Source organism: Vibrio sp. 2-Bac 85, from assembly GCF_037546705.1.
In the GTDB taxonomy this organism is placed as follows: Bacteria; Pseudomonadota; Gammaproteobacteria; order Enterobacterales; family Psychromonadaceae; genus Psychromonas.
This window is the reverse complement of record NZ_JALAAB010000015.1, coordinates 90757-104741: the sequence shown is the minus strand read 5'-3', so window position 1 is coordinate 104741 and position 13985 is coordinate 90757. Positions and strand designations below refer to the sequence as shown.

Genomic DNA, 13985 nt, shown 5'->3' with positions numbered 1-13985 from the left:
TATTACGTCATGCATGTTTTCTATTGCTGATCTTTTAGACCTTTTCTTGCACTGGATTAGCGATATACAAGTTGGCTTAACCAAAATCTATTTATGCTAAAACCTAGTTATGCCAAAATCTAGTTACGTCATAGCACATATATCAGTGAATTATATATTTGCATTTTTTAATACAAAAATGCCCCCTTCAATTCAAGTTGAATAGAAGAGGGCATCATAGTACGAGATAAATAATCTTTACTTAAGCTCGCTATATTTTACTTTTAGAGCGGGTAAATTAATAAGCTGACTCTGGCGTATAAAATGCATCTACGTTATGTTTATCAACGAGCTCAGCCGCAAGGATCACTCGAGATGGAGACGTATGATACATTTTTCCTATTTTCTCATTTTTCAAACCAGCTACCGCTAATGCAATACCTGAAGCAACCATGCTTGGAGGGTAAGTAACTGATGCACGAACAACAGGGTTATTGTCTTTAATCATTTTGTAGATATCTTTTGAACCAGCACCACCTAATACTGTTTTGATATCAGTACGACCAGATTCTTTGATTGCTTGTAAAACACCTTTTAGCATATCGTCATCTTGACACCATACTGCATCAATTTTAGGATGTTTTTGTAGAAAATTTTCCATTACTGCTAATGCTTTTTGAGTTGACCAATCAGCTGTTTGGCTATCAAGTATTTTAATACCTTTATGCTTAGCAATTTCTGCATCGAATGCATCTACACGTTGCTTGTTAATCGGAATAGGCATACCTTCAATCACCACAATGTTACCTTTTTCTTTTAACTCTTTAGCTAACCATTTACCACTCACTGTGCCTAGGCCTGCATTATCACCTGCAATAAATACATTTTGGCTCGGTGTTTCTAGTTCTCGGTCAACTACAACAGTATAGATATCACTGTCATAAGCTTCATTAATGACTGTTTGTAATGTTGCAGGGTTATGCGGCAATATAACTAAAGCATCAATACCGCGGATCATTAAATCTTCAACATCACCCACTTGTTTTGAACCAGAGCTTGCCGCAACGACATAGAATTCGACATCATCATCTGACTTTTTAAAGTCTGCAACCGCTTTATTCGCCCACCATAGTAGTCCAGCTGTCCATCCATGGTCTGCTGATGGAACAGAAACACCTACCTTATATTTAGCTGCAATTGCTGATTGACTGGCAAAAGTGGTTAATAGAATGGCACCTAATGCTAATTTGCCCATTTTTTTAAATAAGTTCATTGTTAGCTCTCCTTGGTTTGTAGTATGTTGCTTTTTTAATTGCTTTTAAAAAAGATTTCTTAAAAGCGAACTATTAAAAAAACAGTGTTTTATAATGTTGTATAAATATGTAAATTTATTGTGCTCGTTTGTATTGCATTAAAACGGCTATTAAGATCACAAAGCCTTTTACCGCACCTTGTAAGTAGGGGGAAACACCCGAAAGGTTAAGCATGTTATTGATTATCCCTAAAATAATCGCGCCGATAACCGTACCCCAAATAGTGCCTTTTCCGCCGGATAGTGCTGTACCACCGATAACGACCGCAGCAATCGCGTCTAACTCGTAAAATAGGCCCGCATCACCGGGGCTGATAGAGTTGAGGCGAGATGACAACATCACTGCAGATATACCAACGGTAAAACCTAAAATAATAAAACTTAAAAAATAGACTTTTGATACATTAATAGCAGAATAACTGGCCACTTTTGGATTAGAACCGACGGCACAAAGGTGTCGTCCATAGGCGGTATGACGAAGTAATATATGGCCAATAATAGCTAGAATGAGAAATACCCATACTGGCACGGGTAAACCAAGAAAATATCCTGTTCCAACGTCTGAATAGAGATTGTTTCGCGATACCATTTCTCCGGCATCACTGATGTATAATGTAAAAGAACGGAAAATAGACATGGTTGCTAACGTGGCTACAAAGGCGGTTATTTTTCCTTTTGTAGTTAACCAACCATTAATTGCACCAAAAAATGCACCTAATGCCATTGCAGCACTAATTGCAATCATCACTGCCATCCATCCATCGCCAAGATGGTTTAGGATCATAATCACTAGCACCCCAACTAATGCCAACATTGAGCCAACAGAGAGGTCAATTCCTCCGGCAATGATCAAAAAGGTCATACCCAACGCAATGATGCCTGTATAGGATACTTGTCTTAACACATTGGTTAAGTTCCGCGGAATTAAAAAATGATCACTCACCATGGCGCTGAGAATCAATAAAACAATCAGTGCAATTAGAGGAGCCATACTGGTTAAACTAATTGACTTTATCCACCTAGATAAAGCAGATGGTTGTATTGCTGTTTCACTTACACTTTTATTGGTCATTTTATTTTTTCCTAATTCAGTTGTTTCGCTCATAATATTGGTTCCATTCGAGGTGTTTTGTCATTAACGCCCGCGGCTAAAAACATTATTTTTTGCTCTTCAATCTCTTTGCCTACTAACTCTCCGGCAATTTTTCCTTCTCGAATGACTAAAATACGATGTGACAGACCGATCAATTCCTCCATCTCAGATGAAATGATAATCACGGCTTTGCCTTGTTCGGTTAAGGAGTGGATAAAATGATAAATGTCTTTTTTGGTATTAATGTCTACCCCACGAGTGGGCTCATCTAAAATCAAAATTTCAGGATCTGTATCCATCCATTTTGCGAGGTAAACTTTTTGCTGATTGCCACCGCTTAGATATTGTAATTCGCTATCTAAAGAAGGGGCCTTAATGGCAAACTGTTCACTATATCGAGCGGCAGACTCTGTGGTTTTTTTATGTTGAATAAATCCTTTGATATATTTTTTCAAAGAAATCAAACTAATATTTTCTGGCAGGTTAAAATTCATAATTAAACCACTGCCTTGTCTATCTTCACTGAGGTAAGCAAGTCCATGTTTTACAGCGTCTTTAGCGGCATGAATGGTGACATCTTGGTTAAATATTTTTACCTTACCACTATTTTTTTTACGCAAGCCCATAATCGCTTCCGCCATTTCAGTTCGACCACTTCCAATCAAACCTGCAAAACCTAAAATTTCACCACGATGTACTTTAAATTCAATATTATGAAGCAGGTTGTTAATACTAAGTTGTTCAACTTGCAAGGCTATTTCGGTGCTGGCTTGTGAATGCTCAGGAAAAATTTGATTAAGCTCTCGCCCAACCATTTTAGAGGCCATTTCTTGCTCATTTAGGCCTGCTACCGGCTCAATTGAAACTAAATGCCCATCTCGTAAAATCATTAATCGGTCGCACAACAATTTCACTTCTTTTAGCTTATGAGAAATAAATACAATGGTGACACCTTGTGCTTTAAGCTTGTCAATTAGCCTAAATAATACCGCCACCTCTTGGTTGGTTAATACAGTGGTTGGTTCATCCATGATCAAAATACGCACGTCGTGTACCAAGGCTTTAGCTATTTCAACCATCTGCTTCTCAGCAACACTTAATGTCTCAATTAAAGCGTCGGGATCTAAATGGGTTTCAAGTTGATTAAGTAATGTTTGGGTACGTTCGCGCATTTTGTTTTTATCAAGAAAACGGCCTTGTTTCAGTTCTTGTCCAAGAAATACATTCTCAAAAACATTGAGAGTGGAAACAAGGTTAAATTCTTGTGGGATCATCGCGATCCCATATTTTTTAGCAACAGCAGGATTTTTAATATGTATCTGTTTTTGATCAAGGTACACGCTACCCGATGTAGCTTGATGTAAACCACTAATCACTTTAAGTAACGTTGATTTACCCGCACCATTTTCACCAAGAATACCCAATACTTCGCCACTATTAATTGTCACGTCTATACCATGTAAAACTTGTACTCCCGAAAATGACTTACGGATATTTTCTAGGCGTAAGATGGGTTCATTCAGCGTTTTATTCATGTACTGGCTCCATTGCAATCCATTTGCCATCTTGTTCAGAAGATGCAATAACTGCTTCAATGAAACGCAAACCTTCCACACCTTCCTGAGTGCCAGGCAGTAAACTCGCTTGTTGTAATTGCGTGGTATTTTCACCAGCAAGCTGAGCGAGAATAAGGTCTGCAGCTTCATAATAAATATTAGCAAAACCCTCAAGATAACCTTCTGGATGGCCACCTGGCGTGCGTACTAAATGAGGAGCACCAGTATAGGCGGCTCCTGCTCTGGTAATTATTTGTTTAGCGCCACCAAGTGGGCTAAATAACAATTGGTTTGGATTTTCCTGTGCCCATTCAATACCGGCTTTTTCGCCATAAATACGAATTCTGAGTCCATTTTCATTACCCGGTGCAACCTGTGAAGACCACAACATACCTTTTACATTTTTTTCAAAACGCAGCATTGCATTGACGTTATCGTCTAGTTTTCTACCCTCAACAAAGGTATTTAAATCCGCGCTTACTTGATTCAGTTTTAAACCACTAATAAAGGAGGCTAAATTAAAAGCATGGGTAGCAATATCGCCTAAACAACCACCAGGGCCATTACGTTTAGGGTCGCTTCTCCATTCTGCTTGTTTATTTCCTTCTAATTCAGTCGCTGTTGATAACCAGTCTTGGACGTATTCAACCTGTACTAAGCGTAACGGACCAAGCGCTCCATCTGTCACTAACTGCTTAGCTTGACGCACCAATGGGTAAGCACTGTAGTTATGAGTTAATACAAATATGCAGCCACTTTGTTGTGCAATTTCCTGTAAACTCAGTGCTTCTTCTAATGTGCAGGTCATTGGTTTATCACAAATGACATTTATGCCTGCGGCTAAAAAACTTTTTGCGATAGGGTAGTGCAAAAAATTGGGAGTCACGATGGCGACTGCATTAATACCATCTTCTCTTTGGCTTTCTTGCTCGACCATCTGTGTGTATGACGTGTAAGCTCTGTCTTCTTCAATATTTAATTCTTTGGCTGATTGTTTGGCCGTTTCTGGATTTGAACTTAATGCACCAGCAACTAACTCAAAGCGATCATCTATTCTTGCTGCAATACGATGCACTGCACCAATAAATGCACCTGTGCCGCCACCGACCATACCTAATTTTAAGCGTTTCATGTTGACCTCTTCTTTATTGCGTTAAACCAAGAATGCGTGAATTCATTTCTGTATCAGGCTCACTACCTGCAAAGTCATCAAAAGCTTTATCGGTAACCGTGATCATTTTACTTTTCACAAACTCAACGCCTTGCTGTGCACCTACCTCTGGATGTTTTAAGCAACACTCCCATTCAACAACTGCCCATCCTGAGAAGTTATATTGCGCTAACTTTGAAAAAATGGCTGAGAAATCAACTTGCCCATCTCCTAAAGAGCGAAAACGTCCAGCACGTTCAACCCAACTTTGGAAACCACCGTAAACTCCCTGTTGTGCTGTAGGGTTAAACTCAGCATCTTTTACATGGAACATACGAATTCGTTCGTGGTATTTATCAATAAAGGAAAGGTAATCAAGTTGTTGCAGTACAAAATGGCTTGGGTCATACAAAATACTAGCGCGAGGATGTTGATCAACAACATCTAAGAACATCTCAAAACTGATACCGTCATGTAGATCTTCACCTGGGTGTATTTCGTAACAAAGGTCAACACCAGCTTGATCAAACGCATCTAAAATAGGTAACCAGCGTTCTCCTAGCGCTTTAAAGCCAGTTTCAATTAACCCTTCTGGGCGTTGTGGCCAGGGGTATATATAAGGCCATAGCAATGATCCTGAAAAAGTGGCATGTGCTGTTAATCCCAAGTTTTTAGAGGCTTTTGCAGCAAACATTAATTGCTCCACAGCCCATTTTTGACGAGCAACCGGATTGCCATGAAACTCGGTCGGTGCAAAGCTATCAAAAATTTCATCATAAGCTGGATGTACAGCAACCAATTGACCTTGAACATGGGTCGATAATTCAGTTATTTGAAGATCAAGCCCAGCTAATAAATCTTGTATTTGTTGGCAGTAAGCAAGATCATTTGCAGCTCTTTCAAGGTCAAATAAGCGTTTATCCCAAGTGGGTATTTGTAAACCCTTATAACCAATACCACTTGCCCAAGTCGCAATGTTTTCTAGGTTATTAAAAGGGGCTTGGTCTGATACAAATTGCGCTAAAAACAAAGCTGGGCCTTGGATTGTTTTCATGTTGTCACTCCTTGTTATTAATGTAATCGATTACATTTTTTGTTGGATTAATGTAACGAAAACTATATTGCTTGTACAAAAAACAGTCTGTAAAATTTGAGGTTGAATCGGTTTATTTAAAAAATATATTATTTATCAATGCTTTATTTTTATTGTTTTTTGGTTTTAGCTTTATGAAGGTTTTTGAGGTAATATTTGTCCGTTACAATTAATGTAACAAAAGAATGTTTTTTGTTTTTTGTACCTTTAAAAAATTCTACCTAAGGGCTTTTATGGCAAATGTAAAAGATGTCGCTAAACTTGCTGGAGTATCAACCGCAACGGTTTCCCGTGCGATGACACATCCTGAAAAAGTATCAGAAAAAACAAGAAAAAAAGTACAATCAGCAATGCTTGAATGTGGATTCTCACCCAATGTTAGTGCTAGAAATTTAAGGCGTTGTGAATCTAAAACGGTGATCGTTATTCTACCTGATATTGCTAATCAGTTTTTTGCTGACATTGTTCGAGGCATTCAAATTATTGCCAAAAAGAATGACTATAAAGTTTTGCTTGGGGATTCAGTACATGCCGTAGAGCAAGCCAATGCGTATATCGATTTAGTTAAAACCAAACAAGCTGATGGCATTATTTCGTTAACGTCTGAACTACCTGAAGAAGTAAAAGAGGGGATTAACATTCCTATTGTTATGGCCTGTGAATATTTTGAGAATTTCCCGGTCCCAACCGTTCGAATAGATAATTACACGGCATCAAAAAATGCAATAGATTATTTATTGGATATTGGGCATAAGCGCATTGCTTGCATAACAGGGCCAATGGACAATCCGATTTGTGTTGCCCGTAAAAATGGCTACCGACAAAGTTTAGAAAATGCTTCACTTGAACTCGACGAATTAGCCATTGATAGTGGGGATTTTAGTTTTCACTCTGGTTACAGCGCATTTCATCGTTTATATAAACAATATAAAATGACTGCTTTATTTTGTTTTAATGACATGATGGCATTGGGCGCGATGCGTGCTGCTTTTGAAGTAGGATTGAACGTACCGGAAAAATTGTCCATTATCGGTTTTGATGATCTGCCTTTTGCCCAATATACAACGCCTCAATTAACGACGATACAGCAACCACAGTTGCAAATAGGAAAAACAGCAATGCAAACCCTATTGCATGTGCTATTTGATGAGAAAGCAGCCCAAGATACAATATTACCAACACAACTGTTAGTACGAAGTAGTACTGCATCCTATAGCGAAAAATAATACTTTCGGCTTATCTATTATTAAAAAGTAACGCCTAAAGCTTTACTTTTTGAGTCTCCTTTTAAAACTTCTTTCTCGTTTAATTTTTTGCTCTGAATTGACATTGTTCTGTTTCATATACTCAGCTTTTTTATCAATCAATATTAGTTTAGAGGTAAAAGCATTAACTTTGTGATGCGTCTCTCAGCGCTTTAATTGATTGAAAAATGCCTTGCATGCTTACGATCACAGTTAATTGAAAAAACAAAAAATGACAAAGAGATTATGAAATTACTGAAAAGATTTCCTTTAATTCTAACGTTAATGTCTAACCATTCACTGAATGTGAATAGTAACGGGTATACACCTTAACAAAAAATTACATTATTAAAGGACATTATAATGAAAAAATTCATAACCCTACTATGCGTAGTTTTGATGACAATTAGCACTCCTATTTTTGCTAAATCTTTAAAAATAGGGATGGTAATTGATGACCTTAGATTGGAACGTTGGCAGAAAGATAGAGATATTTTTGTTGCAGCTGCAGAAAAACAAGGCGCTAAAGTTTATGTTCAATCTGCTAACGGAAACGAACAAACTCAAATATCTCAAATCGAAAATATGATTTCACGAGGCGTTGATGTACTAGTGATTATTCCTACAAACGGTGAGGTACTTTCTAACGTAATCAAAGAAGCTAAAATTGATGGGATCAAAGTACTTGCTTATGATCGCTTGATTAGCAATGCGGATATCGATTTTTACTTGTCATTTGATAATGAAATTGTAGGTGAAATGCAAGCAACAGCGATGGTTGCAGCGAAACCTTCAGGTCGTTATTTCTTAATGGGTGGCGCGCCAACAGATAGTAATGCGAAACTGTTCCGTAAAGGACAAATGAACATTCTTCAACCTAAAATCGATGCTGGTGATATCGAAATTGTTGGTGATCAATGGGTTAATTATTGGTTAGCAGAAAACGCATTAAAAATAATGGAAAATGCATTAACTGCGAACAACAACAACATCGATGTAGTGGTTGCATCAAATGACGCAACAGCAGGCGGTGCAATTCAAGCACTTGAAGCACAAGGTCTTGCAGGCAAAGTTGCAATTTCAGGTCAAGATGCAGATTTAGCAGCTATACGTCGTATTATCGCTGGTACACAGACGATGACTGTTTATAAACCTATCGTTGCATTAGCAACACATGCGGCTGAAATTGCTGTTGTTTTAGGTAACGGGAAAGAACCTGAAAAAAATGCAGAGTTAAATAATGGCATGAAAGATGTCCCTTCATGGTTATTAAGCCCAATTGCGGTCGATGCTAAAAACATTAAAGAAACTATCGTTGCAGATGGCTTCCATTCTGAAAAAGACGTTTACCAATAAGAATTTGTCAGCGCTAAGCATCAGTTTAGCGCTACTTATAAGGAGTGATTTTTATGCATCCATTATTGGAAATGAACAATATCGTTAAATGTTTTGGTCCTGTTAAAGCGTTAGATGGCGTCAGTATCAGCTTAAATAAAGGCGAAGTTTTATCTTTATGTGGAGAGAATGGTTCTGGTAAGTCTACATTAATGAAAGTACTTTGTGGTATTTACCCTCATGGCTCATATGAAGGTGAAATTATTTATAAAGGTAAAAAATTAGAACCTAGAAATATCTCTGACACTGAACAATTAGGTATTGGCATTATTCATCAGGAGCTCACTTTAGTTAAAGAATTAAGTATTCTTGAAAACCTATTTCTTGGCTCTGAATTATGTAAATTTGGCATTATGGATTTTGAGTTAATGCATTATGAAGCCGAAATATTACTTAAAAAAGTAAGACTCTCTGTTTCCCCAGAAACCAAAGTGGGTGACTTAGGTGTTGGTCAACAACAATTAGTAGAAATAGCAAAGGCATTGTCTAAAAATGCCAAATTATTAGTGTTAGATGAGCCTACTGCTCCTTTAACTGAATCTGAAACAGAAATTTTATTAAATCTGGTCACCGAGTTACGAGACTCTGGCGTGAGCTGTATTTATATCTCTCATAAGCTAAGCGAAGTGAAGAATATTTCAGACAAAATATGTGTCATTCGAGACGGTGTTCCTATTGGTACACGGGAAGCAGCGGATATGACAACCGACGATATTGTGACAATGATGGTTGGTCGAGAAATGAAGCAACTATTCCCACGTGAAGAGCATGATATTGGAGAGGTTATTCTCGAAGTTAAAAATGTTAATGCATGGGATAAAGCTAATTCAGCGATACCAAAAGTAAGAAATGCCAGTTTTGAACTGCGTAAAGGAGAAATCCTTGGGGTTTCAGGTTTAGTTGGTGCCGGCCGTACAGAGTTAATGGAATGTTTGTATGGTTGTTATCAAGGTAAACACGAAGGGAAATATTTTTTAAATGGCCAAGAAATTAAAACAGCAAGTAGTCGAGATGCTTTAGTTGCTGGCATTGCAATGGTACCGGAAGATCGCAAACGCAACGGTATTGTACCTATTATGTCTGTTGGTAAAAATATGTCACTAGCTGCTCTTGATCAGTTTACATCAGCTGGAATAGTAAATGATACTTTGGAAGCAAATAAGGTTGCAGATAGCGCAAAAAGACTAACGGTAAAAACACCCAATACAGAAATACCGATTAGTAGTTTATCCGGTGGTAATCAACAAAAAGCCATTTTGGCTAGATTTTTAATGGTTACCCCAAGTATTTTAATATTAGATGAACCAACACGTGGTATCGACGTAGGCGCTAAATATGAAATTTATAAACTCATGTTTGAGCTAGTGAAAACCGGGTTGAGCATCATTATGGTTTCATCAGAACTGCCAGAAGTACTTGGTATCAGTGACCGCGTTTTAGTGATGCATGAAGGCATCATTAAAGGGAACTTAGTCAATGAGAACTTATCCCAAGAAATAATCATGAATTGTGCGTTATCCGAAGGAGTTGTAGCATGATAAAGCAAGCAAATGACACTAAAAACACTGCAAGTGTAAGTATGAAAGATAGGTTTAAAAATGTAAATATACAGCTAGTTGTGATGGCCGCCGCGATTGTATTTATTATGCTGTTTTTTAGTATTATGACTGAGTGGAGTTATTTAACGCCAAGAAATATCTCTAACCTGTTAAGACAAACTGCCATTACAGGTATTTTAGCGATTGGAATGGTCTTTGTTATTATTAGTGGTGAGATTGATTTATCTGTTGGTTCTCTAATGGGTTTATTAGGGGGTATTGCCGCCATTTTAGATGTATGGTTTGGCTTGCCGTTGCCACTAACTATTGTTATTACTTTATTTGCTGGTGTTGTATTAGGCGCGTGGAATGGCTGGTGGGTTGCGTACAGAAAAGTACCTTCCTTCATTGTTACACTAGCAGGTTACTTAGCGTTTCGTGGTATTTTAATTGGCATCACAGATGGTACAACCGTTGCGCCTATATCGGATGATATGAGTGTAATTGGTCAGAGTTACTTACCAGATATGGTCAGTTTAATGATCGGTGTAGGTTGTTTAGCAGGATATTTTGGATGGCAGAAAAAACGTAATGGTTTACGCAAAAAATATCAATTATCTGTACCTAGCACTCAAAGCGCATTAACAAAAAACACCTTAATTGCAGTGGCAGTATTAGTCGCAATTGTTTTACTTAATGATTATCGTGGTGTGCCTACACCAGTTTTATTACTTATATTTTTTGCTTTAGTGGGTACTTTTATCGCGGCTAAATCTCGGTTTGGACGCAGAATCTATGCGATTGGTGGCAATATTGAGGCGAGTCGTTTATCCGGTATTAATGTAGAAAAAACTAAATTATCTGTTTATGCAATGAATGGGTTTTTAGTGGCGATATCTGCTTTGATTCTGAGTTCTCGTTTAGGTGCTGGTTCTCCATCTGCAGGTAATATAGCTGAGCTAGATGCAATTGCTGCTTGTGTTATTGGTGGTGCAAGTATGGCTGGTGGCGTAGGTACTGTTATCGGTGCGGTGATTGGCGCCTTTATCATGGCATCGCTGGATAATGGGATGAGTATGATGGATGTCCCTACTTTTTGGCAATACATAGTAAAAGGTGGGGTATTGTTATTAGCTGTTTGGATGGATAGTGCAAGTAAGCATAGAGGTTAGGATTTAACCAAAGCACTATTGTTTTCAAGCCCAAGGTAGTAATCACTTTGGGCTTTTTTGTATCAATCATTTATTGGAGCGCAATGATTAACTATAGTGATTAATTGCAGTGTCTAACTACAATATTTAACTAAAGTATTTAAGTACAGTTATTAACAAGGCTTGAAATGTTTAGTTGTTGAGGAACTTTGCCGTTTAGAATGAATTCTCCTTAATAAATTTTGACCTATTATGCGAATATACGTGTTGAATAAAGACGTCCTAATAACAAAACAGATAAGCTTAACCTTCCCTAAAAATTATTGATTCGGTGCAAAATAGTATTGAAAGGACAACTACTCCTTGATTATTAATACCGTGAATTATGTCGTTCAAATCATTGCTTAGATTCAAATCATAAATGCATTACACAAGATATTGTGGGATTTATTTCAACCATTACCTGATTCTGGAGATGCAGAATGCGTTATTGTGAAAGGAGCAAATTTCATCACTTAAGAGTGTTGGTATTGATTCGTTTCTATTGCACTGCGCTACAATTCACTACAAATACGGGGATTAAAAAGGGACATTCAGATGCAACAATGCCAGTAAGCTATTACTGGCATTGTTGATAAGATGGGTATTGGTTTATGGTTATTCTAATTTAAAAAAGATCTTTTAATTGCATATACAGCTTTTGAAATTTTTCACGTTTAGCGCCATAGGCGAGGTGTTTGCTGCTATCAGGTAAGTGCATTTGAACTAATGTTGGAACAGGGCATATCTCTGATACTGTTTTATCTTTTGTCACCCCTAAATGAGCAAGGCGAGCAGCCCCTAATGCTGGACCTACTTCTCCACCAGAACGATAAGCTAGTTTTCTATTAAATATATCCGCTAACATTTGACGCCAATAGGGACTTTGTGCACCGCCGCCGATCAAGGATATTTCCTCAGGATCAACACCTGTGGCATGTAAAGCATCAAGACCGTCTGCCAAAGCAAAAGCAACGCCCTCTAACACTGCTTTACCTAATTCCGCTCTTTTAGTTTCATGTGTCATGCCAAAGAACACACCTTTAGCATTGGCATTATTATGTGGTGTGCGCTCGCCTGATAAATAAGGTAAAAAAATCACTTCTGACGTTGGATTTGCATCGTTCTCAACTTCTGCTAATAGGTTTGCAACATCGGCTGCTCCTGTTAATTCAGCAACCCAGTTCAAGCAAGATGCTGCACTTAAAATAACTGACATAGAGTGCCAAGTAGAAGGCAATGCATGACAAAAACTATGTAATGCAGACTCAGGGTTGGGTGTAAAACCATTAGTAACAGCGAAATAAACGCCAGAAGTTCCTAATGACAACATAGCTTGTCCAGGTTTGATGATACCAACACCTATTGCACCTGCTGCATTATCGCCTGCACCAGCTACAACAGGAACGTTGTCCATTCCCCATCGCTGAGCAATGACATTCGATAAATGCCCAGTGACTTGATTTCCTTCAAATAATGTAGGCATGTTGTCACGTGACAAACCCGTTGCCGCAAGCAATTGCTCATCCCAATCTCTTTTACCTACATTTAACCACATGGTACCGGCGGCATCGGACATGTCCGATACAAAATCGCCTGTTAATCGGAAGTTTAAATAATCTTTAGGTAACAACACCTTTGCAACTTTTGAAAAACATTCCGGTTCGTGTTTTTGTATCCATTTTAATTTTGGAGCCGTGAAACCCGGCATCATAATATTGCCCGTAATATCTCGACTATTTGGCACTAACTGCTCAATTTCAAGACACTCTTTTTCAGAACGCCCATCATTCCATAAAATAGCAGGCCTTAAAATATTTGAATCTTTGTCTAATAATGTCGCACCATGCATTTGACCTGCAATACCAATACTTTGTACCTTTGATAAGTCATGTTCAGAGGCTAATGCTTTAATTGCTTGGTCTGTGGCCGTCCACCAAGATTCTGGATCTTGTTCTGACCATAAAGGGAAAGGGCGTGATACTGAGATCGCGACTGATTTTGTCGCTAGAATAACATCATTTACATCGAGCAAAATTACTTTTACCCCAGATGTACCGAGATCGATACCAATGAACATGTAATATTCCTTTTACAAATAAAGAATGAGGGTTAATTCAATTTATATAACCGTTTATTTAAGTCAATGACCATTAATGGGGTTATTTTGATGCTTATTATTTACGATAACAATTATGATTTTTAATAGTACGATTCTCTGATTTGTTGATTGAGTGATAGCTCACAAATTGCATAGTAAATGATACTGTTTAAATAGAGCTATGGTACAACACTAGGTTACAGTTAAAAAATGATTGATTCTTAACTTATTGTTTTACTTTAATTTTACTGTTTTTTTATTGTTGAATATTTTAACTTTTGATTTATTTAAAAAGCAAAAAACATCCTTGATATTTACTTTAATGAGATTGTTT

General features: G+C 37.7%; 10 protein-coding genes. 4 read left to right on the top strand and 6 right to left on the bottom strand.

From position 1 onward, the window contains the following. Positions 1 to 277: 277 nt before the first annotated feature. The 5 genes from MT390_RS15010 to MT390_RS14990 all read right to left on the bottom strand — a co-directional run bounded on the left by MT390_RS15010 (position 278) and on the right by MT390_RS14990 (position 6144). The gene (locus tag MT390_RS15010; RefSeq protein WP_499441967.1) at positions 278 to 1252 is read right to left on the bottom strand and encodes a substrate-binding domain-containing protein; all 975 of its coding nucleotides are present in this window, start codon (positions 1250 to 1252) and stop codon (positions 278 to 280) included. 115 nt (positions 1253 to 1367) lie between these two features. Next, positions 1368 to 2396, bottom strand: coding sequence for an ABC transporter permease (locus MT390_RS15005; RefSeq protein ID WP_299668412.1), 1029 nt, complete (start codon positions 2394 to 2396; stop codon positions 1368 to 1370). After that, a complete protein-coding gene (locus MT390_RS15000; protein ID WP_499441965.1) occupies positions 2393 to 3919 on the bottom strand; it encodes a sugar ABC transporter ATP-binding protein in 1527 nt (508 codons plus the stop codon). The genes MT390_RS15005 and MT390_RS15000 overlap by 4 nt, the downstream gene beginning before the upstream one ends. Then, complete coding sequence (locus tag MT390_RS14995) at positions 3912 to 5072, bottom strand: Gfo/Idh/MocA family protein (protein ID WP_499441963.1); 1161 nt, start codon at positions 5070 to 5072, stop codon at positions 3912 to 3914. Before MT390_RS14995 ends, MT390_RS15000 begins: the two co-directional genes overlap by 8 nt. 13 nt (positions 5073 to 5085) lie before the next feature. After that, positions 5086 to 6144: a sugar phosphate isomerase/epimerase family protein gene (locus MT390_RS14990; protein WP_499441961.1), complete on the bottom strand. Its 1059-nt coding sequence runs from the start codon at positions 6142 to 6144 to the stop codon at positions 5086 to 5088. Positions 6145 to 6416: 272 nt separating this feature from the next. Here MT390_RS14990 and MT390_RS14985 point away from each other — a divergent pair, with 272 nt between their 5' ends. From MT390_RS14985 to MT390_RS14970, 4 genes are all read left to right on the top strand, one after another. After that, on the top strand, positions 6417 to 7409 hold the full coding sequence (locus MT390_RS14985; protein ID WP_166373062.1) for a LacI family DNA-binding transcriptional regulator: 993 nt from the start codon (positions 6417 to 6419) through the stop codon (positions 7407 to 7409). A gap of 381 nt (positions 7410 to 7790) precedes the next feature. Then, the gene (xylF, locus tag MT390_RS14980; protein ID WP_299668398.1) at positions 7791 to 8783 is read left to right on the top strand and encodes a D-xylose ABC transporter substrate-binding protein; all 993 of its coding nucleotides are present in this window, start codon (positions 7791 to 7793) and stop codon (positions 8781 to 8783) included. A gap of 53 nt (positions 8784 to 8836) precedes the next feature. Beyond that, a complete protein-coding gene (locus MT390_RS14975; RefSeq protein ID WP_166373060.1) occupies positions 8837 to 10360 on the top strand; it encodes a xylose ABC transporter ATP-binding protein in 1524 nt (507 codons plus the stop codon). A 41-nt stretch (positions 10361 to 10401) separates the two neighbouring features. Then, positions 10402 to 11532 carry a sugar ABC transporter permease gene (locus MT390_RS14970; protein ID WP_499441992.1) on the top strand — a complete coding sequence of 377 codons (1131 nt, stop codon included), beginning with the start codon at positions 10402 to 10404 and terminating at the stop codon, positions 11530 to 11532. Positions 11533 to 12178: 646 nt separating this feature from the next. On the opposite strand, the gene xylB is transcribed toward MT390_RS14970, so the two are convergent. Then, a complete protein-coding gene (gene xylB / locus MT390_RS14965) occupies positions 12179 to 13630 on the bottom strand; it encodes a xylulokinase (protein ID WP_499441959.1) in 1452 nt (483 codons plus the stop codon). Positions 13631 to 13985 lie beyond the last annotated feature (355 nt).

What these genes read in the sequence shown, in the direction of transcription:
- MT390_RS15010 (WP_499441967.1), bottom strand. Translation starts at nt 1,252, where the DNA reads ATGAACTTATTTAAAAAAATGGGCAAATTAGCATTAGGTGCCATTCTA.
- MT390_RS15005 (WP_299668412.1), bottom strand. Translation starts at nt 2,396, where the DNA reads ATGAGCGAAACAACTGAATTAGGAAAAAATAAAATGACCAATAAAAGT.
- MT390_RS15000 (WP_499441965.1), bottom strand. Translation starts at nt 3,919, where the DNA reads ATGAATAAAACGCTGAATGAACCCATCTTACGCCTAGAAAATATCCGT.
- MT390_RS14995 (WP_499441963.1), bottom strand. Translation starts at nt 5,072, where the DNA reads ATGAAACGCTTAAAATTAGGTATGGTCGGTGGCGGCACAGGTGCATTT.
- MT390_RS14990 (WP_499441961.1), bottom strand. Translation starts at nt 6,144, where the DNA reads ATGAAAACAATCCAAGGCCCAGCTTTGTTTTTAGCGCAATTTGTATCA.
- MT390_RS14985 (WP_166373062.1), top strand. Translation starts at nt 6,417, where the DNA reads ATGGCAAATGTAAAAGATGTCGCTAAACTTGCTGGAGTATCAACCGCA.
- xylF (WP_299668398.1), top strand. Translation starts at nt 7,791, where the DNA reads ATGAAAAAATTCATAACCCTACTATGCGTAGTTTTGATGACAATTAGC.
- MT390_RS14975 (WP_166373060.1), top strand. Translation starts at nt 8,837, where the DNA reads ATGCATCCATTATTGGAAATGAACAATATCGTTAAATGTTTTGGTCCT.
- MT390_RS14970 (WP_499441992.1), top strand. Translation starts at nt 10,402, where the DNA reads ATGAAAGATAGGTTTAAAAATGTAAATATACAGCTAGTTGTGATGGCC.
- xylB (WP_499441959.1), bottom strand. Translation starts at nt 13,630, where the DNA reads ATGTTCATTGGTATCGATCTCGGTACATCTGGGGTAAAAGTAATTTTG.